The organism is Muricauda sp. SCSIO 64092 (assembly GCF_023016285.1).
In the GTDB taxonomy this organism is placed as follows: domain Bacteria; phylum Bacteroidota; class Bacteroidia; order Flavobacteriales; family Flavobacteriaceae; genus Croceivirga.
This window is the reverse complement of record NZ_CP095413.1, coordinates 2815894-2840264: the sequence shown is the minus strand read 5'-3', so window position 1 is coordinate 2840264 and position 24371 is coordinate 2815894. Positions and strand designations below refer to the sequence as shown.

Annotated in this window: 19 protein-coding genes; 12 read left to right on the top strand and 7 right to left on the bottom strand. The window is 43.9% G+C overall.

Annotated features, from left to right (window positions below):
• Window positions 1–7 precede the first annotated feature (7 nt).
• The 4 genes from panD to radA are packed head-to-tail and all read left to right on the top strand — an operon-like array spanning window position 8 to window position 3876.
• Window positions 8–358, top strand: coding sequence for an aspartate 1-decarboxylase (panD, locus tag L0P88_RS12055; protein ID WP_158775939.1), 351 nt, complete (start codon window positions 8–10; stop codon window positions 356–358).
• A gap of 1 nt (window position 359) precedes the next feature.
• Window positions 360–1325 carry a YbhN family protein gene (locus L0P88_RS12050; RefSeq protein WP_247134815.1) on the top strand — a complete coding sequence of 322 codons (966 nt, stop codon included), beginning with the start codon at window positions 360–362 and terminating at the stop codon, window positions 1323–1325.
• A 25-nt stretch (window positions 1326–1350) separates the two neighbouring features.
• The gene (locus tag L0P88_RS12045; RefSeq protein ID WP_247134814.1) at window positions 1351–2493 is read left to right on the top strand and encodes an alpha/beta hydrolase; all 1143 of its coding nucleotides are present in this window, start codon (window positions 1351–1353) and stop codon (window positions 2491–2493) included.
• A gap of 21 nt (window positions 2494–2514) precedes the next feature.
• Window positions 2515–3876 (top strand): DNA repair protein RadA, encoded by a 1362-nt coding sequence (gene radA / locus L0P88_RS12040; protein ID WP_247134813.1) that lies wholly within the window; start codon window positions 2515–2517, stop codon window positions 3874–3876.
• 95 nt (window positions 3877–3971) lie between these two features.
• Here radA and L0P88_RS12035 read toward each other — a convergent pair whose 3' ends face one another.
• From L0P88_RS12035 to L0P88_RS12020, 4 genes are all read right to left on the bottom strand, one after another.
• Window positions 3972–4919, bottom strand: a complete 948-nt coding sequence (locus L0P88_RS12035; RefSeq protein WP_247134812.1) for a hypothetical protein — start codon at window positions 4917–4919, stop codon at window positions 3972–3974.
• Window positions 4916–5875 carry a hypothetical protein gene (locus L0P88_RS12030; protein WP_247134811.1) on the bottom strand — a complete coding sequence of 320 codons (960 nt, stop codon included), beginning with the start codon at window positions 5873–5875 and terminating at the stop codon, window positions 4916–4918. The genes L0P88_RS12035 and L0P88_RS12030 overlap by 4 nt, the downstream gene beginning before the upstream one ends.
• A gap of 123 nt (window positions 5876–5998) precedes the next feature.
• Entirely contained in the window at window positions 5999–7039 is a 1041-nt protein-coding gene (locus L0P88_RS12025) for an NADP(H)-dependent aldo-keto reductase (RefSeq protein ID WP_247134810.1), read from the bottom strand.
• Window positions 7040–7101: 62 nt separating this feature from the next.
• Entirely contained in the window at window positions 7102–7866 is a 765-nt protein-coding gene (locus L0P88_RS12020) for an exodeoxyribonuclease III (RefSeq protein ID WP_247134809.1), read from the bottom strand.
• 51 nt (window positions 7867–7917) lie between these two features.
• Between L0P88_RS12020 and L0P88_RS12015 the strand changes: the two genes are divergently transcribed.
• Window positions 7918–8121: a hypothetical protein gene (locus tag L0P88_RS12015; protein ID WP_247134808.1), complete on the top strand. Its 204-nt coding sequence runs from the start codon at window positions 7918–7920 to the stop codon at window positions 8119–8121.
• 34 nt (window positions 8122–8155) lie between these two features.
• Here the strand turns inward: L0P88_RS12015 and L0P88_RS12010 are convergent, their stop codons facing one another.
• A complete protein-coding gene (locus L0P88_RS12010; protein WP_247134807.1) occupies window positions 8156–10114 on the bottom strand; it encodes a glycoside hydrolase family 3 protein in 1959 nt (652 codons plus the stop codon).
• Window positions 10115–10191: 77 nt separating this feature from the next.
• Here L0P88_RS12010 and L0P88_RS12005 point away from each other — a divergent pair, with 77 nt between their 5' ends.
• The 5 genes from L0P88_RS12005 (at window position 10192) to L0P88_RS11985 (ending at window position 17419) form a co-directional block, all read left to right on the top strand.
• Window positions 10192–10986, top strand: coding sequence for an NUDIX hydrolase (locus tag L0P88_RS12005; protein WP_247134806.1), 795 nt, complete (start codon window positions 10192–10194; stop codon window positions 10984–10986).
• A gap of 173 nt (window positions 10987–11159) precedes the next feature.
• Complete coding sequence (locus tag L0P88_RS12000; RefSeq protein ID WP_247134805.1) at window positions 11160–13211, top strand: TonB-dependent receptor family protein; 2052 nt, start codon at window positions 11160–11162, stop codon at window positions 13209–13211.
• A 33-nt stretch (window positions 13212–13244) separates the two neighbouring features.
• A complete protein-coding gene (locus L0P88_RS11995; RefSeq protein ID WP_247134804.1) occupies window positions 13245–15560 on the top strand; it encodes an aminotransferase class III-fold pyridoxal phosphate-dependent enzyme in 2316 nt (771 codons plus the stop codon).
• A 58-nt stretch (window positions 15561–15618) separates the two neighbouring features.
• The gene (locus L0P88_RS11990) at window positions 15619–17082 is read left to right on the top strand and encodes a vanadium-dependent haloperoxidase (RefSeq protein ID WP_247134803.1); all 1464 of its coding nucleotides are present in this window, start codon (window positions 15619–15621) and stop codon (window positions 17080–17082) included.
• Window positions 17075–17419: a VOC family protein gene (locus L0P88_RS11985; protein ID WP_247134802.1), complete on the top strand. Its 345-nt coding sequence runs from the start codon at window positions 17075–17077 to the stop codon at window positions 17417–17419. Before L0P88_RS11990 ends, L0P88_RS11985 begins: the two co-directional genes overlap by 8 nt.
• Window positions 17420–17660: 241 nt before the next feature.
• Here the strand turns inward: L0P88_RS11985 and katG are convergent, their stop codons facing one another.
• Entirely contained in the window at window positions 17661–19835 is a 2175-nt protein-coding gene (gene katG, locus L0P88_RS11980) for a catalase/peroxidase HPI (RefSeq protein ID WP_247134801.1), read from the bottom strand.
• 187 nt (window positions 19836–20022) lie between these two features.
• On the opposite strand from katG, the gene L0P88_RS11975 reads away from it, so the two are divergent.
• Both L0P88_RS11975 and L0P88_RS11970 read left to right on the top strand, forming a co-directional pair.
• A complete protein-coding gene (locus L0P88_RS11975; RefSeq protein WP_247134800.1) occupies window positions 20023–21510 on the top strand; it encodes an ArnT family glycosyltransferase in 1488 nt (495 codons plus the stop codon).
• A gap of 187 nt (window positions 21511–21697) precedes the next feature.
• Window positions 21698–23122 (top strand): S41 family peptidase, encoded by a 1425-nt coding sequence (locus L0P88_RS11970; RefSeq protein ID WP_247134799.1) that lies wholly within the window; start codon window positions 21698–21700, stop codon window positions 23120–23122.
• Between the two features lie 130 nt (window positions 23123–23252).
• Here L0P88_RS11970 and L0P88_RS11965 read toward each other — a convergent pair whose 3' ends face one another.
• Window positions 23253–24134: an AraC family transcriptional regulator gene (locus L0P88_RS11965; RefSeq protein WP_247134798.1), complete on the bottom strand. Its 882-nt coding sequence runs from the start codon at window positions 24132–24134 to the stop codon at window positions 23253–23255.
• Between the last annotated feature and the right edge of the window lie 237 nt (window positions 24135–24371).

Here is a 24371-nt window from a genome sequence, read left to right as displayed (position 1 = left end):
GCTCCAAATGCAGATAGAAGTAGTAAAATCCAAAATTCATCGTGTAAAGGTCACCGGAGCCGACCTCAACTATATTGGTAGCATTACCATTGATGAGGATTTGATGGATGCCGCCAACATCATTCGTGGTGAAAAGGTCCAAATTGTCAACAACAATAATGGGGAACGCCTGGAAACCTATGCCATCCCAGGCCCAAGGGGTTCCGGGGAACTCACACTGAACGGTGCCGCGGCCCGTAAAGTGGCCGCAGGAGATGTGCTTATTTTGATTACCTATGCCTGGATGGACATTGAAGAGGCCAAAAAATTCAATCCGGCATTGGTTTTCCCAAATGAGGAAACCAACTTATTGAACTAATTTGACCCATTCCTTAAAAAAGACACTCAAACTTCTAATCCCCATTTCCCTGGGGCTTTTTTTGATTTGGTATTTGTATAGTTCCACCACTCCCGAACAGCGAGATCAGATTATTACATACATTGGTCAAGCAGACATTTTTTGGGTGGGCCTATCCCTCTTTATTGGAATATTGAGCCACGTGTCCCGGGCCATTAGGTGGAATTATCTTTTGGAACCCCTTGGATACAAGCCCAAGGTGAGCAATAATACCCTTATTGTTCTTATTGCTTATTTGGCGAATCTTGGCGTACCGCGTTCCGGGGAGATATTAAGGGCGACCGCATTAAGTACTTATGAAGGCGTACCTTTTGAAAAAGGCATGGGTACCATAGTGACGGAGCGGATCATTGACCTGATCATGCTTTTTTTGGTTATTGGGATAGCCCTAATACTACAAACGGATTTAATATTGGGGTTCATAAAAGAATCTGGGTTGGGAATTGCCGGTGGTGCCATCATCCTGGTAGTGGGGATTGCAGGTTTGTTCCTGGGTATTCGAATTTTAAAAAAATCAACATCAACCTTTGCCACCAAACTCAAAAACTTCTTGAACGATGTCCTTCAGGGCGTGCTCAGCATATTTAAAATGAAGCGAAAGTGGCCCTTTATCTTTCACACCTTTTTTATTTGGTTTGCGTACATCCTCATGTTCTGGGTCATAAAGTTCACCGTTATGGAAACGGTTGGTCTATCTTTTGGGGCTATCCTGGTCGCCTTTGTGGCGGGAGCATTTGCCATGACCACAACCAATGGTGGTTTCCTTGCTTTTCCCATAGCGGTTGGCAAATCCCTGGAACTCTTTGGAGTGGGCACGGTAGCCGGGAATGCATTTGGATGGATCATGTGGATAGCCCAAACCTTTATGGTCCTGGTTTTTGGCGCAATATCTTTTGTACTCTTACCGTTATTGAATCGAAATCGATAATCTCTGATTATCAAACCAATGCCCCATGAACAAACCATTATTGCTCCTTTTTGGGCTGCTTTGCTTTGGCCTTAACGCACAGATAACCAAAGAAATCTTTGAATCCTTCAAACTACAGGAACGCAGGGACGTATCGTACTACTTCCCCGAAAATTATTCCGAAGACAAAAAATATCCCCTAATTGTGGTACTGGATGCCGATTACCTCTTTGACCTGGTCGTCTCCAATGCCAAATTTTTTAGCAAGTACCATCGTATGCCCGAGTCCATTATAGTAGGCGTACACCAAGAAGAAAACGAATTGCGATGGGAAGATTGCGATTTTGAGCAAACCACGGGCCTGCCCACGGAAAAGGGGAAGCTTTTTTACGAGTTTCTGGGAACCGAATTGATTCCCTACTTGGAAACCAGCTATGCCATTGCGCCCTTTAAGATGTTCATTGGTTATGATATCACTGCCAATTTTGGCAATTACTATTTGTTCAAGGACAAATCGTTGTTCAATTCCTATCTCATAATTTCACCGGTGTTGGCCACTGAGATGGAAAGTAGGATTCCCTCCCGGCTATCCGATCTGAACCAGGAAATCTTTTACAACTTGGTTTTGGAAAATAGCAAGACCGAAGATCGAAATCGAATTCTCCAAATGAACAATGCCATTGCCTCAATCAACAAGGAGACCTTGCATTACTTCTTCGATGAATACAAAGAACCCGACCATACTTCAATTGCCGCATATGGGATTAGCAAAGCCTTTGATAATGTTTTCAAAATGTTCCGCCCCATTAGTCCCAAGGAATATAAGGAGCAAATACTGACTTCCAATGAGCCGGTGATCCAATACCTGGAAAACAAATATGGCATGATTGAAAATTTGCTGGGCTTTAAAAAAGAAGTTGAACTGAACGACATTATGGCCATATATGCAGGCAGCTTAAAAAAGGACGATTTCGATTCCCTAAAGGCACTTTCGGATATTTGCAAAAAACAGTTTCCCGAGACCATGCTTGGGTTTTATTTGGAAGGCGAGTATTTGGAGCTTGCCGGGGAACCCAAAAAGGCAATGAAAGCCTTTGAAAAATCTTTTCTAATGGATGAGATCGACTTTTTGACCAAAGAAATGGCCCTGGAAAAAATTGATGCCATAAAGGCAGATTTTGGCTACTGATGGTTTTGCTATCTTAGCCCAATGGCTAAGACCAAAACTGCTTTTTTCTGCCAAAACTGTGGTGCCCAATATCCAAAATGGATTGGGCAGTGCACGTCTTGTAAACAATGGAACACCATTGTTGAGGAAGTGGTCCAAAAAGAGGAAAAATCGGCCTGGAAACCCACCCAATCAAAACAGAGCAAAACGGCCAGACCCCTTCCAATCAACGAAATAACCAACGACAGTGAAGTTCGATTCAATTTACTGGACCAAGAATTCAATAGGGTGCTGGGCGGTGGACTGGTTCCAGGTTCCTTGACATTGTTGGGTGGGGAACCGGGGATCGGAAAAAGCACGCTCCTACTGCAAATTGCCTTAAAAGTACCCATTAGAACACTCTATGTGTCCGGTGAAGAAAGTCAAAAGCAAATTAAGATGCGGGCGGACAGGATTACGCCCAAGGCCAAAAATTGTTACATCCTTACCGAAACCAAGACCCAAAACATTTTTCAACAGATAGTGGCCTTGGAACCCAATTTGGTCGTTATTGATTCCATTCAAACCCTACATTCGGATTACATAGAATCGGCTCCGGGGAGCATTTCGCAAATACGGGAATGTACGGCGGAACTCATCAAATTTGCCAAAGAAAGCAATACTCCCGTAATCCTGGTAGGACATATTACCAAGGACGGTACCATTGCAGGCCCCAAAATTTTGGAACACATGGTCGATACGGTTCTCCAATTCGAAGGAGATAGAAATTATGTGTATCGGATTTTACGGTCCTTGAAAAATAGATTTGGTTCTACGGCAGAGTTGGGGATTTACGAAATGCAAGGAAGTGGCTTAAGGGAAGTGATCAATCCCTCCGAAATATTGATTTCCAATAACGAAGGGGAATTGAGTGGAACTGCCATTGCAGCAACGGTAGAAGGTATGCGCCCTTTGTTAATCGAAGTTCAGGCATTGGTAAGTACCGCAGTGTATGGAACCCCCCAGCGCTCGGCCACGGGATTCAACGCGAAACGATTGAATATGCTACTGGCCGTTCTGGAAAAACGTGCTGGTTTTAAATTGGCTGCAAAAGACGTTTTCCTTAACATTACCGGAGGAATCACAGTGGACGACCCAGCCATTGATTTGGCCGTAATGGCCGCAATACTTTCCAGCAATGCCGATATCCCCATAGAAAAAGGGACCTGTTTTGCCGCCGAGATTGGGTTGGCCGGTGAAGTGCGGCCCATACAACGTGTGGATCAACGAATCCTGGAGGCTGAAAAATTGGGGTTTTCTACCATTTACGTCTCCAAACGAAGTAAAATTGGTTTAAAAAACCCTAACATACAGGTATTCCTTGTGTCTAAAATTGAGGACGTTGTAAGCCATCTTTTTGGGTAACACTTGCTTTTCCAAGCACGGCCAACAAATAGTAAAGTAATTACGATAAGGATAATTGTCAAAATCCCCTCTTAAAAAACACCTATCCTTGGTGCTTACCGTACCATACATACAGAATTGATGTTCCCCTTGCCATCGTATTCCTTAACAGAGTTCTCCGGATCTACCATCCATTCCCCATCCACAATGAATTTGTAATGGTGCTTACCCCCTACCAAGGCCAGAGTATCCACCCAACCATTGCTTGTTCTCAACATATCGTGACCCTCGGTGGCCCAATCATTAAAAGAACCGGAAAGCGTAACCCGTTGGGCATCTGGAAAACCCCTGAGGAAAAATGGTACTTTCCTGGTAATTTGGATAACCGAGTTGTAGCCTCCAAATTCGTTGAGCACTTTATACGGGTTGTCCATATCTTCGGTCCATTCCCCATCAATTATGAATTTGTATTCATATTCACCAGGAAGCAATTGTAGGCTCAATTCCCAATATCCTTCCTTTTTTTGCATTTGAAATACATGCTCGTCCCATTTATTGAAACTTCCGGCCAAGATGACCTTTTCTGCATTTGGATGTCCCCTTAACCTAAATGTAGCATTCCCATTTTCGTCTGGCCGGGCAGTATACATCATTAAATTGTAAACAGGTAACGGATACCCATCCTTAAACGCCCTTGTAACATTTGCATCCGTTTTTCTCGGTTCCGCCCAAAAGAAATTATTAATGACATACTTGAACTCCCATGAAAATTGATGATCAAAATTAGATAGCTTTTTACGAAGCTCATAGCGGTCCTTATCTACCTTTATCATCTTCCATTGATAATAGGACCAATTATTGAACTCCCCTGCCACAGCTACACTGTTGATGTCCAGATCATCAAAACCCACCTCCTCGCCAAATCCATCTTCACGGGCCAACGCATAGTCTTTTCTATCAAAAGTAAAGACTACCTCATCCCCTTCGATTCTGTAACCTTTTTGTTGGGCCAAAACCAAATAACCGCTCAAAAGGAGGAAACTATATATCAGGATCCGTTTCATTTGGATACTATTGGAAAGTTGATAAAATATAACTTTCTCTTCTTATAATTAATGATGACACGCTTTTGTTTCAGGAATTCATACCCCAGTAAACCATCAAGTTCGGTGCCAAAAGCCTCATTTAGCCTACTCATTCGGGAGACCATGGTGGTCATAGGGCCCAAGTATACCGTTTCACTTAACTTCATACGGTGAAGACTACCGATAAGGACCTCCTTTTTGCGTCTGCTGGCGCCCATGACCATGACCCTTTTCTTAGGGTAAAAATACTTCAAAATCTGGGAATTTGCGTCTGGGGTCAATTGGTTTAGCTCGGCGGCCGAATCCAAGCCCAAACTTAGGAAGTGATTGCTGATTTCGCCCCGTAGCACAATGGTATGTCTTCTTAGGCCGAAATCAAGGCTATCCGCTATTTTTTCCAGATAAACGTCCGAATCCAGGGTATTCCCCGAAGAACCAAGCCTACTCAAGGTAATCTGTTTCAGGTAAAAATCGATGAAAATCTCATAGTCCTCCAACACATTATGCCCAATGATACCCAAAATCTTGACCTTTTTCTGTTTTTCAATATGTGAAAGATCGATGATGTCCGCCTTTTTTTTGGAAATACTAAAAGTGTTTGAAAGTAAAAGCGCATCCACGATATTCTGAAAAACATCGTCCATGGCACTCATAACACCGGAGGAAGATGCAACCTTTCTTCTCACGGGCAGGTTCTTGGGGTAATGCACTCTATTGAGAATCAAGGCTTCCGCCCCGGTGTCAATAATGAACCCTCCTTTTTTGCCAAGCACCTGACCCTCTATTACAATCAAATGGTCTACAAGATCAAAAGGGATACGCACCGTATTTTCGGTAATTTGCTCGGCTTTGGGAAAAGCAATACGCTCTCCATCCGCCGCTTGGGCAATTACACTCCATACCAGGAATCCGAATATACCGATGAATTGTCGCATTGTTTTAAAATAAGACTTGAAAAAAAATGTAGTGTTACACTTTTTCAGCAACTCTTTATCAAAAAATGAGGACATATTTTGTAATCCAGTCCCGGTGATTTTGGAAAAAGAAGATAGACACCGTTAAGGTGCAGGATTTGGAATACTATTGTGAATCGCTTCAATACCGTCCAAAACCTCATCCGATAGCTCCATATGAATCGAATCAATATTTTCCTTCAATTGTTCCATGGTCGTAGCACCAATAATGTTACTGGTCAAAAAAGGTCTTGTGTTTACAAATGCCAATGCCATTTGGGCCAAGGACAGACCATGTGCTTTGGCCAAATCGGCATATTGCCGTGTTGCCCTAGTGGAATTTTCGCTACTGTAACGATTGTAATGGGGAAACAAGGTCAATCTACCTTTTCGGGGCTTGATTTCATCCAGGTACTTCCCGCTCAATACCCCAAAAGCCAAGGGAGAGTAGGCCAAAAGCCCTATTTTTTCCCGCATGGATACTTCAGAAAGGCCTACTTCAAACAAACGGTTCAACAAGCTATAAGGGTTTTGGATGGTGAGCATCCTTGGCAAATCTTGATGCACCTTACTCTCCTCCAAATACCGCATGGTCCCCCAAGGCGTCTCATTGGAAAGGCCAACATGTCTGATCTTTCCTTCTTTGACCAAATCCCGTAGCGTTTCCAAAACCTGATGGATACGATCCTCCCAGAAATCATGGCTTTCCGAATCATATTCCCGTTGTCCAAAAAAATTGGTGGCCCGCTCTGGCCAGTGCAATTGATACAGATCAATGTAATCGGTCTGAAGTCGCTCCAAACTTCCCTCAACGGCAGTGATAATGGAATCCCTACGAAAGCCTGTGGTACGGATGTATTTTGAAAATGGCGCAGGACCCGCAATTTTTGAGGCCAAAACCACCTTATCCCGATTTCCCGTTTTTTTAAACCAACGACCTATAATTTCTTCCGTTATGGCATAGAGTTCCTTTTTGGGAGGAATGGGATACAACTCCGCAGTATCAAAGAAATTGATTCCTTGCTCCAAAGCATAGTCCATTTGTTCATGGCCTTCCGCTTCGGAATTCTGGCGGCCCCAGGTCATGGTGCCCAAACACATTTTACTGATACGGATATTCGTATTGGGTAGTCGGGTATATTTCATGGGTATGGCTTTAAAAGCTTCAAAAATAGGCAAACTGAGAACCCTGGCTTTTTAAGGGAATGTTATTTTTCGATTTCAAGTAAAATTGGGCAATGATCGCTATGTTCAGCTTCTGAAAGTATGACCGATCGTTTTAAACGGTCCTTTAATGATTCGTTTATCATCCCATAGTCCAACCGCCAGCCTTTGTTGTTTGCCCTGGAATTGGCACGATAACTCCACCACGTATAATTATGGGGTTCCTTATTAAAATGCCGAAAACTATCAATAAAACCACTTTTAATGAAATTGCCGATCCATTCCCGTTCTACCGGTAAAAACCCGGATACATTTTTATTTCTAACGGGATCATGGATATCAATGGCTTCATGACAGATATTGTAGTCTCCGCAAACGATAAGGTTGGGACGTTCCTTACGCAGTTCATCAGCATATTTTTGGAAATCCGCCATATAGGTCAACTTGTGTTCCAAGCGGTCCATATTGGTCCCGGATGGTAGGTACATGCTCATTACGGAAACATCCCCAAAATCTACCCTTAGGTTTCTTCCTTCAATGTCCATATAATCAATTCCAGTACCAAATTCCACATGGTCCGGTTTGGTTTTGCACAGCACGGCAACCCCGCTGTATCCCTTTTTTTGGGCACTATACCAGTAATGGTGACCGTATCCAATGGCCTCCAATGCCTCAACTTCCACCTGTTCCTGCATTGCTTTGGTCTCTTGGATACAGACCACATCCGCATCGACGGTTTGCAACCATCCCACAAAACCCTTCTTCATGGCCGCCCTAATTCCGTTTACGTTGTAAGAAACAATTTTCATACCTTATGATTCCTCTAGAAGCACTAAAATAACCAACCTGAATGGTACACCATGGAAAAAAGCAAAAAACTTAAAAACTATAATTTGGGAAGGGCCTTTGCCCTTAGTGGAATAGCAATGACCACCATTGCTTTGGCCACCTATTTTTTGGGTGGGGCACCTTTTTACTATGCCCTACTATTCCTGTTGGGAATGGTTTTGGGTTTTATTGGGGCATTCTTCATTTTGTTATCCCTTCGCAAGGATAACTCTTGAGCAAATTTGACCAGCAACCCAATTTCCTCTGGTTTTAATAGCTCAATCCGTGCCCAAATGGGTACAGCGGATTTTCGGAATCATAGGGGACATCTTCCAGTTGTTTTTGAACGGCCTCCCAGGAAGAAGGCAATTCAAAAGGCATTTTTCCTTGTGGATTTGCTTCCCCAAACACCAATTTGGCAAGGACTTGATCGCTAATGCCAAAATCTGCCATAACCGCTTTTGCTTCTTCGTCAATGGGCGTCAATATGGCCGGACGTTCCAAATTTGCCACTACGACGGAAGGTTTTTGTTGGATCAATCCTTGAATTTCCTCCAACTCTTCATCATTGTAATACAACCTCCCCTGATGGAAAAAACTTTCCAGGAAGGAATCGTTCCTTGGATCAAAGGGCGTTCTGATCCTCGCAATAATGATATCGGCTTCGGAGGGACTGGAAACTACCTCGCCAAAAGAAGTATACACATCCACATCTTCCACACCTGAAACATAAATCCTGGTCCCCTTTTTCAATGGCAGGATGCCTTCGTTCTTGAGCAACACCGCTGCTTTTTGCTGGGCCCTCAGCCCTTTTTCCTTGAACGCTTCCTTCCCTGCAATTTGGACGGCTTTCGCTTCATCGACATAGGGATCGTAAAAAAGGCCTAAACGAAACTTATCCCTTAAAATGCGTTTCACGGAAACATCCAGACGCTTTTCGGGAATCTGTCCCTCATTTACCAATTCCACAATAACACCAGGAATGGCCTCACCTCCAAATTGGTCACATCCTGCGTCCAAAACCTTTTTAACACGCTCCTTAATGGAAAGGTCTTCCACGCCCCATGCACGTCCTTCCCCAATTTTGGAATCGGTTATGATGTTCCAATCCGTACAGACCACTCCCTTGAAGTTAAGGGAATCGCGAAGCAATCCGCCAATGATTTCCTTATTGAATGCAAAGGCCACTTCTTCATTTGTCTGCCCTACGGGAATGCCATAATAGGGCATAATTTGTGCTGTTTTAGCCGGAAATGCCCCTTCTGTAAATGGCCGTACGTGATAGGCAAAATGATTCCCAGGGTACACCTGTTCCTTTCCATAGGGAAAATGGGCGTCCTCTCCATCTTTTTGGGGCCCTCCCCCGGAAAAATGCTTGGTCATACAGGCCACGCTCGTTTCTTGCAAAGAATCGCCCTGAAAGCCCAAGACGTATGCCTTGGTCATTGCGGCGGATAAATCGGCATCTTCACCAAAAGTACCATTGGTCCTGGCCCAACGCGGTTCCGTAGCCAAATCGGCCATAGGATGCAGGGCCAAATGTATTCCAACGGCCCGGTACTCCTGTCTTGCAATATCTCCAAATTCCCTAACCAGGACTGTATCCCTTGTTGCGGCCAGCCCCAGGGATGAAGGCCATTGGGAGAACGCTGGTGTGAACAATGATGCCCCTGGATTATTGATGGTACCGTGCCTTGGGTCGGTAGCTACGGTAATGGGAATTCCCAATCGGGTACGCTCCGCCATTTTTTGTATGGTATTGGCATATTTGGCCATGGATTCCGCATCCAATGAAGCCAGAATATTAAAGCTGTTCATTTTCTTCCTGGCAATCATTTCAGAATTGGAGGGCAGGGCAAAAGACATCATGAGCACCAAGGGGTCGGTACTTAATACCGGGGTTTCCATAGGTTCCCCCTTGGGTGTGGTTCCTATCATGGTCACAAACATGGTACCGGCCTTTTCTTCAAGGGTCATTTGATCGATCAAATCATTGATGCGCGCTTCAATGGGTGCTGTGGGATTTTCATAAACGTCCAATTTTCCGTTCTTGTTCAAATCCCTAAAACGGATTCCTTTTTCATTCAAAACTGCAGCTTCCCCACCCAAGAGTTTCATGTTTTTATTGGAAGCACTCTTCTTGGTAAAATAGAAGATTCCAGCGCCCACTACAATAATCGAAAGTACGGCGATGAGGATATATTTCAGAACTTTTAGCAGCTTCTTCATTTTTTATTGTGTTAATTTGACACAAAAATACAAAACCATTACGGTATTGTGTAAAAAAGACACATTAAATTTTTGCTGTGGACCCAGAGACCGATCTTTTATATCATATCAAGTCATTTGAAGCGCAACTCGAGGACTACCTCCCCGGAAATTCCATAGATTGCGTCATCCTGGGTTATGAAAGCCAACAACTAAAGGTGCTATTGCTCAAATGGAAAAATGACGGGGTTTGGACCTTACCGGGTGGTTTTATCAAAAAAACAGAGCATTTGGATGATGCGGCTCAGCGCGTACTCCGGGAACGTACCGGTCTCAGCTCCGTTTTTGTAAAGCAATTTTACACCTTCGGGAGTAGCGTCCGAAACAAAAATCCACAAATTGCGAAACCGCTGTACCACTTAAAAATGATGGAAGAGCTAAGTCCCAATTTTTTGAAATGGATTACCGATAGATTCATTACCACCGGTTATTTTGCCCTTGTTGATATTAAAAGGATACACCCCAGACCAGATGCATTTAGCGAGGTTTGTGAATGGAAATCCCTCGATGCATTGCCCCCTCTGATCTTAGATCACAAAGCGATTATCACCAAGGCCCTGGACCACCTAAAAACCCAGTTGAATTATTTGCCCATCGGTATTTCCTTATTGCCCAAGAAATTCACCATGCAGGATTTGCGAAAACTCTATGAGGCGATTCTCGGCAAGCCTTTGGAACGCAGTAATTTTCAGCGAAAACTCTTAAAGTTGGGTATTTTGACCCGCCATGAAAAACAAATGACGGGTGCCGCCAACAAAGCCCCGTACCTTTATACCTTTAGTGAAAAAAAGTACTACGAACTGATCAAAAATGGTATTGGCTTTTATAGCTGACCTATAAATTTTGGTCTTCTTGGCCGTAAAACTGATGGATTCCCTGCCAAACCAACCCAATTTCCCCATTCCGATCTTGCTCCCGAACTTTTGGGGAGCAACGGCATACCCTTGGGCTATCGCTTTTAATCCTTACTTTTGGCCCTGCTATGAAAGGCCCCTTATTCTTCACAATGCTTTTGACCTGTTTTCTGACTTTTTCACAGAGTCAACAACTGGATTCCATCAATACGTTGGACGAAGTGACCCTGATTGAGGAATTCATTACCAAAAAAGCTGTGGGTATTACGGAATCATCCAGTTTGGGAGTGGCGGATTTGGAGCAGTTCAGTCCCATTGATTTTGCAGGGGGATTAAACCAAATTTCTGGATTGTATGTGCTTTCCGGTGCCCTGAACACCAACCGCATTACCATTCGTGGTGTTGGCGCAAGAACCCCATTTGGTACGGATAAGCTTCGTCTTTACTTCAACGGAATTCCAGTAACCAATGGCACAGGGGTTTCCACCATTGAAGCCTATGATTTTGAAAATATGGGTCGTATTGAAGTGGTCAAGGGCCCAAAAGGGACCGCTTTGGGTGCCAATCTGGGGGGTGCCATTGTTTTAAACACCAAACCTCCCCAAGTAGGAAGGACCTTTCTGGGAAATAGCTTCACTTTTGGTTCCTTTAATACCCTAAAGAACAATTTGGCCTTTCGCCATTCCGAAAAAAACTTCAACATCAATTTTAGTTACAATCACCTGCAAACTGATGGGTTTCGACAAAACAACAGCTTTGAACGCGATGGTTTTTTACTCACCTCATCGGTACGATTGAATGATAAAGGGAAATTGGATTTTTTAATCAACCATATCGATTATACTGCCGGCATTCCCAGTTCCCTCAATGAAACCGATTTTAGGGAAGACCCAAGGCGTGCTGCAGCCAACTGGCTTGCCGCCAGGGGGTTTGAAGATAATAGGTATACCCTGGCAGGTATCTCCTATGGCCACCGGTTCAATCAAAAGCTAAGGACCACCAATAGTATTTTCTACACCTATTTGGACCATTTTGAACCCAGGCCCTTCAACATCCTGGATGAGTTTACCCATGGTTTTGGATTACGATCGGTAACCGAGGGAAAATTGTTCAAAGGTGATTTCACCTTTGGTGGGGAACTGTACAAGGACGAGTACAACTGGCAGACTTTTATAAATGAGTTCCGGGATAACGATGGCAATGGAAGTTTGCAGGGGGAACGGCTTAGTGAAAACAAGGAATTCCGCTCCCAATTGAACCTTTTTGGAGGATATACCTTTCCTATTGCCAACAGACTACAGGCACAGGTGGGACTTAATTTCAACAAGACGGATTATGATTTCAGGGATTTGTTCAACTCCGGTGAAGAAAATACTTCTGCACAACGGGATTTTGACCCTATCCTACTACCAAGTTTTGGTTTGGTCTACGAGGTTGGTTATGGTCGGTTCTTTGCCAATGCCAGTAGGGGGTTTTCCAATCCCGGTCTGGAAGAGACGTTAACTCCGGACGGCGTTATCAATCCAACCATCGAACAAGAAAAGGGATGGAGCTATGAGCTTGGAAGTGTTCTTACCCTATGGAACAAAAAATTGAATTTGGGAATTTCCCTATACCAGATGGATATTACCGATCTGTTGGTTGCGGAGCGGATCGATGAAGACTTATTTATAGGACGAAATGCCGGTGAGACCAAACATCAAGGTATTGAATTGGATGCTTCCTACACCGGCAAAATTGCCCAAAACTGGTCTATAATCCCACGAATCAGCTACAGCTATAGCAACCATACGTTCGTGGATTTTTTGGATGGGGACAACGACTTTTCGGGGAACAACCTGGCCGGTGTACCAAGACATCGAATCAATTCCGGTATCACCATCGGAAATGCCAGTGGCATTGTATTTAACCTTACCCACCAATTTGTGGATGAAATCCCTTTAACCGATGCCAATACCCTTTTTAGTGAATCCTTTAATGTCTTCAATGCCCAACTCCGTTATCGTACTAAAGTTTTGGATAAATTCCATATTGGATTGAATGCTGGCGTAAATAACCTTTTCAACACCAACTTTGCCCAGTCCGTTTTGGTGAACGCCGTCGGTTTTGGTGGCAACCAACCACGATTTTTCTTCCCCGGAAACGGAATCAACTACTTTGCCGGGGTCCAATTGCAATATCGTTTTAGGAATTCGATTGATTAAGCCAGCCAAACACCTTAATTTTAACCTACTGCAGTGGAACTCAAAAACGGTAGGATAGACCTAAGAATGGAATTTAAGATCATTACAGCGATTCTTCAAGAGGAGTTCGGGCTAAAGGAGGTCACGGTAAAACCGTTATACGGTTACGACAACAAAAACTATTGGGTACGCTCTTCCCAAGGGAAGTGTATTTTCAAAACCTATTCCAACTATAAAGGTCTTTTGGAAGTTGTTGAAGCAGAAAATCAACTGCTGCTTCACCTCCAATTGAAAGGAATTCAGGAAATTCCCAAACCTATTCCCTTTGTGGATGGCTCCTTCCTAAAAGTTTTAACGATTGGGGAACAGTCCAATCTCTGCCGGTTATTGACCTTTGTTGAAGGTACTTTTATGGGGGATGCCCCCCTTAATTCCGATATCATTTGTGCTTTGGGACACTATGCGGGCCAATTGGACAGGGCTTTATTGGATTTTGACCATGTGGCACTCCGGGCCCGAACCTGGGAATGGGATTTGCAATCCGTTCAGCTCAATAAGAAGTATTTGGCTGCCATTGCTTCCCCCAAAAAGCGCAATTTGGTCTCCTATTTTTTTCAACAATACGAATACTGGGTATTGCCCCTACTGCCCCAACTTCGGAAGGCTACCATTCACAATGATTTAAATGAATGGAATATCCTTGTTCAGGAAAACAACGTCCTTGGCGTTATTGATTTTGGGGATTGTACCCATTCACAACTCATCAACGAGGTGGCCATAATGGCAACCTATGTTTTCTATGCCAGTGAAGAACCGTTGCAGTGGGCCGAACCCTTATTGGGGTCCTATCATAGCGTCCTCCCTTTGGAGGAAAAGGAGATTTCCCTGCTCTACTACCTTATTGCCATGCGTTTATGTACCAGTGTCTGCAATTCTGCCCACACTGCCGCAAATGATCCCAACAACACCTATGCTTCGGTCAGTGAGGAAAAGGCCTGGATCCTGTTGTACAAATGGCTTGAAATTGGCGCGATTAAGGCCGAAAACTCCTTCCGGAGGGCGGTTGGACTTCCCAAAAAAGATACACCCTCCATGGCGCAGGCCCTGGCAGATCGAAAAAAACACCTGAGCACTATTCTTTCCATTAGCTACAAAAAGCCCATTCTTATGCAGCGAGCTGCATTCCAATACATGTTTGATCATCAGGGGAATTCGTTCCTGGATGCTTATAACAATATTCCCCATGTGGGGCATCAACATCCTATGGTCGTAGAAGCTGGGCAACGTCAAATGGGCAAATTGAATACCAACACCAGGTACTTGTATGACCTATTGCCAGCCTATGCGGAACGTTTACTGGCCAAGTTCCCCAAATCCCTGAACAAAGTATTTTTGGTGAACTCAGGCAGCGCTGCCAGTGATTTGGCCATTCGGTTGGCAAAAGCCCATACGGGGCTTCAAAACCTCCTGGTGATGGAACACGGGTATCACGGAAACACCCAAATAGGTATCAACATCAGTGATTATAAATTCAATCATCCAAAGGGTCAGGGGCAGTCGTCCCATATCCATAAAACCATTTTACCGGATACCTATCGGGGACAATACCATAAAAACGATGGGACCGCGGGAAAGGCCTATGCAAATGAGGCAATCCACAATATTAAAAGCCTTTCACAACCTTTAGCCGCATTTATTTCGGAACCTATTGTAGGTTGTGGTGGTCAGGTCCCTTTGGCAAAGGGTTACTTAAAACCCCTCTATAGTACTATTCGAGAACAAGGAGGTGTTTGTATCAGCGATGAGGTGCAAACGGGATTTGGCAGACTGGGGAATGTCTTTTGGGGTTTTGAACAGCAAGATGTGGGCCCGGATATTGTGGTATTGGGGAAACCCATGGGCAACGGACACCCCATGGGGGCCGTAGTGACCACAGCGGAAATTGCCGCCTCTTTTGAAAAAGGGGTTGAATTTTTTAGCTCCTTTGGCGGTAATCCGGTTTCCTGTGCCATCGGCTTGGCCGTTTTAGAAGTTATGGAACAGGAAAAACTACGGGAAAATGCCTTGGAAGTGGGCAACCATTATATGGGTCTACTAAAAGAACTGGGTAAGGAGTATCCCTGTATTGGTGACGTACGGGGATCGGGGCTTTTTATTGGGATGGATATGGTCCGGGAAGGTTCTAAGGAAGCCCATACCTCCTTGGCACAACATGTAAAAAATGCCCTTCGGGAGCAGTATATCCTGGTGAGTACCGACGGTCCCCATGACAACGTCATTAAAAGCAAACCCCCATTGTGCTTTACCAAAGCCAATGCGGAAAAAGTAGTGGACCGAATCCAGGGGATTTTAAAAGGATATAAAGCTTAGCGGAATCCGGATCATTTCATATTTTTAAGGTTCGACAACCCAATAAATAACATTTTTGATGAAAAAAATCACCTTGCTATGCTTGGTAGCCAGCATAGTACTCTCCTGTAAAAACAATTCCAACAATCCCAAAAGTGAAGCTCCAGAATCCAAAGGAGTGGAAAATGTTGCCTATAAATGGGGAGAAATGGCTTTGGAAGCCACGGCTTTGGACACGGAACGATTTAGCCCCAGACCTACAATCACCTCTCGTTATTTAGGACTCATATTTACTGCTGTTTTTGACGCTTGGTCCCGTTTTGATGAAAAAGCGACCCCTGTTTATCTGGATGGTGTGGAACGCAGACCATTGGACGAAATGACCTTGAAGAACAAGGAAATTGCCATTAGTTATGCGGCACTGCGCACCATGAACGAGTATTACTATACGGACAGTGCATTATTTGAAAAATTCATGAAAGAAGAACTGGGGTTGGACCCCATGGATACGTCATTGGACCCGACTACTCCGGTTGGTATTGGAAATCTTGCCGCTAAAGCGGTCATTGAAGCGCGCAAAGGGGATGGCGCCAACCAATATGGGGAAGAGGAAGGTTCCAATGGGGAGGCCTATTTCAATTATGTGGGTTATGAGCCCGTAAATTCCGCAGATAAAAACGTGGACATCAACCGTTGGCAGCCTAAGTATTTTTCAGATGGACAAGGCGGCAAGTTCGCCCCTGGATGCCTTACCCCCTTTTGGGACAAAGTGAAGCCCATTGCTTTGAATTCCGGTGACCAATTTAGACCTGGACCGCCCCCTTTGGTCGGTTCGGAACAATTGAAAATCGAAGTAGCGGAAGTGGTGGAGCTACAGGCCAATTTGACCGATGAGGAAAAGGCTTTGGTGGAGTTTATGCGGGATGGTCCAAAATCCGTTCAACAAGCGGGGCACTGGTTAAAATTTGCACAGGATGTTTCCCGAAGGGACAATCATATCCTGGACCAGGATGTAAAGATGTATTTCTACAATCAGGTCGTCGCAATGGATGCCTTTATTGCCTCCTGGGATTCAAAAATGTTTTATGATTATGCCAGGCCCTATGCCCTTGTGCATGAATATTATGGAGGTAAGACCATCACCGGTTGGGGTGGTCCCGGAAAGGGAATGATTGAAATGGACGGCAACCAATGGCGGCCGTATTCCCCGGATGTTTTTCTATGTCCTCCTTTTCCCAGTTATACATCGGGCCATAGTACCATTAGTGGAGGCTGTGGTGAGGCGCTAAAACTATGGACGGGCAGTGATGAATTTGGAGAAGAAGTCGAATTGGTTGCCGGTGCCCTCACACATCCAAACCATCCTGGGGATACCGTAACCTTAAAATTCCCAACTTTTACAAAAACTGCTGAAATGGCCGGAATATCCAGGGTTATGGGAGGTTACCATGTCCAGGCCGATAATGTTGCCGGATTGCAATTGGGGCGTGATGTTGCCCATGAGGTCTGGAAATTTTATAAGAAACATATTGGTGATGAGTAAAAACACCCCTATCAACTATGTGGAATTTAAGGCTAAAAACCTTGAAGAAATCAAAAGCTTTTATGGGGAAGCCTTTGGTTGGAAATTTACGGATTATGGCCCAACCTATACCGCTTTTTCAGAAAGTGGCGTGGAAGGCGGTTTTGAACTGAGCGAAAAACCCATTGTAAACGGGGCACTTGTGGTGTTGCACCATGAAAATCTGGAAGCCATCAAAGAAAAAGTGATGGGTTTGGGCGCTCAAATCGCCGTGGACATCTTCTCGTTTCCTGGGGGCAGACGTTTTCATTTTCTGGACCCCTCTGGAAATGAGTTGGCAATTTGGACAGAAATCTAATTAAGATTCGTCTATTCGAGTGTCCCGAACGAAACTTCGGGAGGTATTGAGCAATACGAATTTTAGGCAAAAACCTCGTTCTCGATACTTTTTCTTGACTTCGACTACGCTCAGTCCGACAAAAAAACTCGAACTGACGGTTTTTGCAATTATAAAGACTCCATACATTACATTCGAAAAATAAAAAAGCACCCGCTGTTTGCGGGTGCTCTCCTTTCCATAGCAATTTAAGATTTCAGTTCTAATCAAAACGGTCAGCGTTCATTACTTTATTCCAAGCTTTGACGAAATCGTTCACGAATTTTTCCTTACTATCATCTTGTGCGTACACTTCGGCATACGCCCTAAGAATAGAATTTGATCCAAACACAAGGTCCACGCGGGTTGCTGAGTACTTAAAGTCATCCGTCGCACGGTCACGTATTTCATAGATTCCATTATCTACGGGTTTCCAAACATTGCCCATATCGGTCAGGTTCACGAAAAAATCATTGGTCAAGGCCCCTAAGGTATCGGTAAATGCCCCATGAGGAGTTCCACCATGATTGGTGCCCATTACACGCATACCGCCGATCAATACTGTCATTTCCACAGCAGTCAGGCCCAACAACTGGCTTCGATCCAACAACATTTCTTCAGGGGTTGAAGCATATTCCTCTTTTTGATAGTTTCTAAAGCCGTCTGCAAATGGAAGCAACACCTCAAAAGAAGCTGCGTCCGTCTGTTCGGCTGTTGCATCACCACGACCGGGTGCAAAGGGCACTTCCACAGCATATCCTGCCGCTTTTGCAGCTTTCTCTACCCCAATATTACCGGCCAAAACGATGACATCAGCCACGCTGATACCAAATTCTGCAGCAATAGGTTCCAAAACGCCGAGTACTTTGTGCAACCGGTCAGGTTCATTTGCCTCACAGGTATTCTGTGGTGCCAATCTGATGCGGGCGCCGTTGGCACCTCCGCGCATATCGGAGCCTCTAAAGGTTCGGGCACTGTCCCAAGCCGTGGATACCATTTCCGACACCGTAAGGTCCGTAGCTTCTATTTTGGCTTTTACTGCCGCCACATCATAATCCTTTTTACCTGCGGGTACAGGATCTTGCCAAATCAAATCTTCCTTCGGTACATCGGGACCAAAATAGCGTGCTTTAGGGCCCATGTCCCTGTGGGTCAATTTAAACCATGCACGGGCAAAGGCATCCGAAAAGGCATCAAAATCATCTTTGAATTTTAATGAGATTTCTTTGTAGATAGGGTCAATTTTCATGGCCATATCCGCATCGGTCATCATGGGGTTCAATCTTGTGGTCATGTCTTCCACATCTACCGGCATATCCGTTTCTGCAATGCTTACAGGTTCCCATTGATGGGCTCCGGCCGGACTCTTTCTCAATTCCCATTCATGGTTAAAGAGCATTTCAAAATAGCCATTGTCCCATTTTGTGGGATGGGTCGTCCAAGCACCTTCAAGGCCACTTGTTACCGCCGTTCGGCCCTTGCCATCGGTTGGGCTGGTCCATCCAAAGCCCTGTTCCTCAATAGGCGCTCCTTCGGGCTCTGGGCCCAGTGCTCCTGCATCACCATTACCATGGGCTTTACCAACCGTATGACCCCCAGCGGTGAGCGCCACTGTTTCTTCATCGTTCATGGCCATTCTTGCGAAGGTTTCACGAATATGTAAAGCGGTTTTGGAAGGGTCTGGATTGCCATTCACTCCTTCCGGATTCACATAAATCAGGCCCATGTGTACCGCAGCCAAAGGATTTTTCAAGGTAGATGCATCCTCTAAATTGTCATAACGGTTTTCACTGGGTGCCAACCATTCCTTTTCCGAACCCCAATAGGTATCCTTTTCAGGATGCCAAATATCTTCCCGGCCAAATCCGAAACCAAAAGTCTTTAGGCCCATGCTCTCATAGGCAATGTTACCTGCCAAAATCAAAAGGTCCGCCCAGCTTACGGTATTGCCATATTTCTTTTTAATGGGCCATAACAAACGTCTTGCCTTATCCAGACTGGCGTTATCGGGCCAGGAATTCAAAGGAGCAAAACGCTGGTTGCCGGTACCACCGCCACCACGACCATCAGACGTTCGGTAAGACCCAGCAGCATGCCAAGCCATTCTAATGAACAATCCGCCATAGTGCCCCCAGTCAGCGGGCCACCAATCCTGGCTATCGGTCATTAGCTCATGAAGGTCTTTTTTGAGCCCTTCCACATCCAATTTTTTAAGTTCTTCTTGATAATCAAAATCCCCACCCAACGGATTGGTCTTGGTATCGTGTTGGTGTAGAATATCCAGGTTCAAGGTATTTGGCCACCAACCGGTTACGTTGGTTTCGGCGATGGTGGTGTTCGCGCCGTTTAAAAAAGGGCATTGACTTGGGTCGCCGCTGCCGTTGTGTGAATGATCCATATCAATAGTATTTTAGGTTTTTATCCGGTTCTAAAAGTAGTGCTCCCTGTGCTAAAATTACTAAAGAACTTATCTATTTGTGTTATGCAATTATTACTATTGACTATGATATATGCAAAGAATCATTGGTTTTGACTATTTTACCCCTCTGATCCATATTTATACCTTTTAGTGCATTTGAAATCCAATGAAAAAATACATCCCAATACTTGTCATTTTATCCATTATCAAACTCCTGATCCAATGGTTTGGAAATCGCAACTATGGCTTCCATCGTGATGAATTGCTTCACCTATCGGTCAGTGAACATTTGGATTGGGGATTTATGGAATTCCCACCAATGATTGGGGCAATTGGAAAATTGTCCTACCTCTTATTCGATTATTCCCTCTTGGGGGTTCGCCTTTTTCCAACACTTGCCGGCGTGGGCATTCTCATCCTATGTTGTCTTCTAGCAAAGGAATTTGGTGGTAAATCCAAAGCCATCTTCCTTACCGGGATATGTATTCTGGCCTTTCTTCCTTTTTATCGAAACCATACCTTGTTTCAACCTGTTGCTTTTGACCAATTGTTCTGGACGCTCGGGTTTTACTTTGTTGTAAAATACATGAACTCCCAAGATAAAAAGCACCTCATTCTTTTGGGAATGGCCCTTGGTTTGGGGTTACTGACAAAATACACCATTTTGGTCTGGGCCTTTGGACTATGTATTGGCTTTATTTTTTATCAAAAAGGAAACCTGTTCAAAAACAAATGGCTTTACATTTCAGCACTGATTTCATTCCTGATCTTCTTGCCCAATGTGATTTGGCAAGCACAAAACAATTTCCCCCTTTTAAAGCACTTGCAGGCCTTAAGTGACAATCAACTGGAAGAAATTAGCCCGATGGCATTTGGTCTGGAACAGTTAAACTTTCCGTTTACCCTAATGGTAAGCCTTTTTGGTGTGGTCGCTTTTTTTATGGATAAAAACCTAAAGAAATATCGAACTATTGGCGTGGCTACCCTAGTCATCTTCTGTACCCTATGGCTACTCAAGTCCAAGGCATATTATGTATTTGCCATTTATCCGGTTCTCTTTGCCGGGGGGGCGGTCAAAATAGAATCCTTGCTATCAAAAAAACCTTTGCTTACCTATATTGTGGCCGTCGTTGTGCTGTTGCCCTCGGTGTATTTTATTCCCGAAGCAACACCCATTTTGCCCATAGAGGATTATGTAACCTATGCCGGACTTGAAGAAAAAAAGGGAAGGATTGAATTGAAAGGGGATTATGCCGATATGTTCGGATGGGAAGAACAGGTAAAATTGGTGGACAGTGTTTATCAATCCTTACCCGGTAAAGAAAAAAGCAACTGCGTCCTATGGGCGGAAAATTATGGTGAGGCCGGTGCCCTTAAAATTTTAGGCAAAAAATACAATCTCCCCAATCCCATAAGTAGGCATGGAAGTTTTTGGATATGGGGACCCGGTAATACAAATGCAGCCGTTTGGATCAGTATTGGAAATGAAAAGTCCTCCGTGGAACATGTTTTTGAAGAAATTGAACTGGTAAAGGTGATAACGCACAAATATGCCATTGGCGAGGAAAACGGAATCCCGTTGTACATCTGCAGAAAACCCAAGGTTGCCATTGACAAATGGTGGAAAGATTACGAAGCGCATATATTTGATTGAAATGAAAAACGTGATATCAAATTGGAGCGGACCACAATTCCCCAATGTTGGGCACCAACCCATGGTATAACATTGCACAACCTTCACCTGGAGCGGGAAGTACACTTTTTACCACTCCTTTATTTCCAATTCCACGCTGGACTGTAACAATACCCCCTAATTTTAATCCTTAGGAAAAACAATACCCATGCGATTAGGTTTCACCATATTCTTGACCTTCCTTTTTATTTCATGCCAACAGGAACAACCAAAACCAGAGGGGGTCAATGGGACTTGGGAGTCCCTAGGTTCGGGCTGGGTACTCCAAATTAAGGACAGTACCGAATATGCCCTTTATGATGTTACTACCATTTCATGCCTCCCCAATCGTAAAGCCGACCTTTCTGAAATTATGGACGGCCTTCTTTTAAAAAACGATACGCTCTCATTGCAAAAAGGGGTGATCACCTATCGGTTTACAAGAACCCATGCCATCCCCAAATTATGCTCGGAAACCTTATCCCACAGCAGGCAAAATGATCCACTGTACAACTTTGAGGTCTTTGCGGAAACGGTTAAAACACATTATGCCTTTATGGAGTTGAACCGTATTGATTGGACTTCACTTTATCTGGACCAAAAAGGGAAACTGGAGGCCAATCCCACCCAGATAACCCTCTATAATGTACTGGACGACACCTTGGACAAACTCAATGACAACCATGCGTACCTGGAAGCAACGGATGGGTTATATGCGGCATTGGAAGAGGAAAAAGAAGAAGGAGAGGAAGAACCCAAAGGAAATGATTTGGCAGAATATGGTGATTTGCAGATTGCCGGAATGGTCAAAGATCATTTTCTGCAAGAGGAACTGACAAAGGATTCCAAACTGATCCAATGGGGAAAGCTCACAGATGACATCGGTTATATTCAGGTAATGACCATGTGGCTCCACGCCGATTTGAATGTTCCCCAGGACCTGATCGATAAGAACGGTTATCTGGATGCCTATGTAAAGACCTTTTCACAAATGTATGAGGGGGATTACATCAAAAAAGAGGCCGAAGCCGTTCGGACCATTATGGCCAATGCGATGAAGGATCTGTCCACAATGGAAAGTATTGTCATTGACGTACGATTTAACGGTGGTGGGCAAGATGCGGTCAGTTTTGAGATTTTGAATCGGTTCACCAAAGGGAAACTGCATATTGCCAATCAAAAACTGCATTTTGGAAAGGATTTTTCACCCGTGCTACCTTTATATCTGGAAGGTACACCAAAAGCCTTTACCAAACCTGTTTTTGTATTGACCTCCCCCCAAACCGGGAGCGCTGCCGAAGCCTTTTCCATTGCCACCATGTCCATGCCACATATCAAGCGAATTGGTTCGGCCACCCAAGGGGCCCTATCAACGGCCCTGGAGAAAACATTGCCCAACGGATGGGCTTTTTCCATTTCTAACGAAGTCTATATGGATCCCCAAGGAAATGTCTATGAAAACAAAGGGGTTCCCGTGGATTATGAACTTGATTATCCCAGGGAACGACAGCCTTTTTTTAGGGCAGTGGCCCATGATTTGGAAAAGGACAAACGGGATATTTTAGATGCCATCGGTGTATTAGCAAACCAATAACATCTTCTAATTCCCATTGGTTGAACAACCCCTATCGGGAAAGTCAAGTTTTCGGTTGAGTAGTGTTTTGATCAGGGAGTCAGAGGCTAACTGTTTCCTTTTCAATAAAGGGCTTTCATCGCACCGTTGTTTAAAGCACCTTTTTTATGCCCCAGAAATCACTTCGGAATTTTGTAGGCGTAGATCCCTTGATTCTTTTAAAGGTTCGGTTAAAATTCGCAATACTATGGAAACCACAGGCATAGGCTACGGTAGAAATGCTGTCGTCACGTTCGATCAGCCGTCGACATGCATTGCCAATCCTAACATCATTAAGGTATTCCACAAAAGTTTTCCCCGTATGTTTTTTAATGAACCTATTAAAGGAAACCGGGGTCATATTTGAAAAATCCGATAATTCCTTTAGTGTCAATTTCCGGCCGTAGTTTTTTTCAATAAAAATGTAAACTTTATCGAGTTTTTCATTGTCCCGGCCATTTTCAATTTTTGCCATTGCTGTTGATAGCATTACTTGATTTCTGGAAATGGCCAGGTCATATAATATGGACAACAATTCCGTAAAATAATCGAACCCATCCAGTTTGGTCACATTCAAGAGTCTGGTTTCAACATTTTGGATGGCCCGGCCGGAAAACACGATTCCCCTTCTTGATTTCTCCAACATCTTCCTAATGGGTCTCATAATACCCCGCATCAGCAAATTTTCTGGAAGCAACGTATTCTGGAACTGTACCGTGATCTCATGTATTTGCTTTGCAGAACAATTGTGTTGTTCCCAACAGTGTTCCAAATTTGAACCGATCAGAACCAATTCTTTATCCCCAATTTCAGAAATGCTGTTTCCAACTACCCTTCTAAGACCCGCTCCATTGGAAATATAATTCAACTCAAATTCCGGATGGTAATGCAGGGGAAAATCAAATTTTTCCTTGGTCCTGTCAAATACCAAAAAACTGTCGTGGGATCCCATTTGAATTATTTCCCGATGTGCATCATTGGAAATTTTAGTCATATACCATTATTTGTATGCTATATTGATAATATATGCGCATTAATATAAGATTGCTTCACTTATTTTTGAATATTGGTTTTATTTCAAAAAAAATTAAAATTTATGCATACTAATCAATTTCATGCAAATATACTTTACCTATTTTAAAATAATGATAATTTTTTTTCTATAAAAATGAAGGTAAAATTCTTAAATGCAAATAGAAATGTATATTTTCTACTAATTGTTTGTTTTTTT

Bases quoted from the DNA above. Each gene is read 5' to 3' on its own strand.
- L0P88_RS12035 (WP_247134812.1), bottom strand. From the start codon at position 4,919: ATGAAACGGATCCTGATATATAGTTTCCTCCTTTTGAGCGGTTATTTG.
- L0P88_RS12000 (WP_247134805.1), top strand. From the start codon at position 11,160: ATGCTTTTGACCTGTTTTCTGACTTTTTCACAGAGTCAACAACTGGAT.
- L0P88_RS11975 (WP_247134800.1), top strand. From the start codon at position 20,023: ATGAAAAAATACATCCCAATACTTGTCATTTTATCCATTATCAAACTC.
- L0P88_RS11970 (WP_247134799.1), top strand. From the start codon at position 21,698: ATGCGATTAGGTTTCACCATATTCTTGACCTTCCTTTTTATTTCATGC.
- L0P88_RS12030 (WP_247134811.1), bottom strand. From the start codon at position 5,875: ATGCGACAATTCATCGGTATATTCGGATTCCTGGTATGGAGTGTAATT.
- radA (WP_247134813.1), top strand. From the start codon at position 2,515: ATGGCTAAGACCAAAACTGCTTTTTTCTGCCAAAACTGTGGTGCCCAA.
- L0P88_RS11965 (WP_247134798.1), bottom strand. From the start codon at position 24,134: ATGACTAAAATTTCCAATGATGCACATCGGGAAATAATTCAAATGGGA.
- L0P88_RS12010 (WP_247134807.1), bottom strand. From the start codon at position 10,114: ATGAAGAAGCTGCTAAAAGTTCTGAAATATATCCTCATCGCCGTACTT.
- panD (WP_158775939.1), top strand. From the start codon at position 8: ATGCAGATAGAAGTAGTAAAATCCAAAATTCATCGTGTAAAGGTCACC.
- L0P88_RS11985 (WP_247134802.1), top strand. From the start codon at position 17,075: ATGAGTAAAAACACCCCTATCAACTATGTGGAATTTAAGGCTAAAAAC.
- L0P88_RS11990 (WP_247134803.1), top strand. From the start codon at position 15,619: ATGAAAAAAATCACCTTGCTATGCTTGGTAGCCAGCATAGTACTCTCC.
- katG (WP_247134801.1), bottom strand. From the start codon at position 19,835: ATGGATCATTCACACAACGGCAGCGGCGACCCAAGTCAATGCCCTTTT.
- L0P88_RS12015 (WP_247134808.1), top strand. From the start codon at position 7,918: ATGGAAAAAAGCAAAAAACTTAAAAACTATAATTTGGGAAGGGCCTTT.
- L0P88_RS12025 (WP_247134810.1), bottom strand. From the start codon at position 7,039: ATGAAATATACCCGACTACCCAATACGAATATCCGTATCAGTAAAATG.
- L0P88_RS12020 (WP_247134809.1), bottom strand. From the start codon at position 7,866: ATGAAAATTGTTTCTTACAACGTAAACGGAATTAGGGCGGCCATGAAG.
- L0P88_RS12045 (WP_247134814.1), top strand. From the start codon at position 1,351: ATGAACAAACCATTATTGCTCCTTTTTGGGCTGCTTTGCTTTGGCCTT.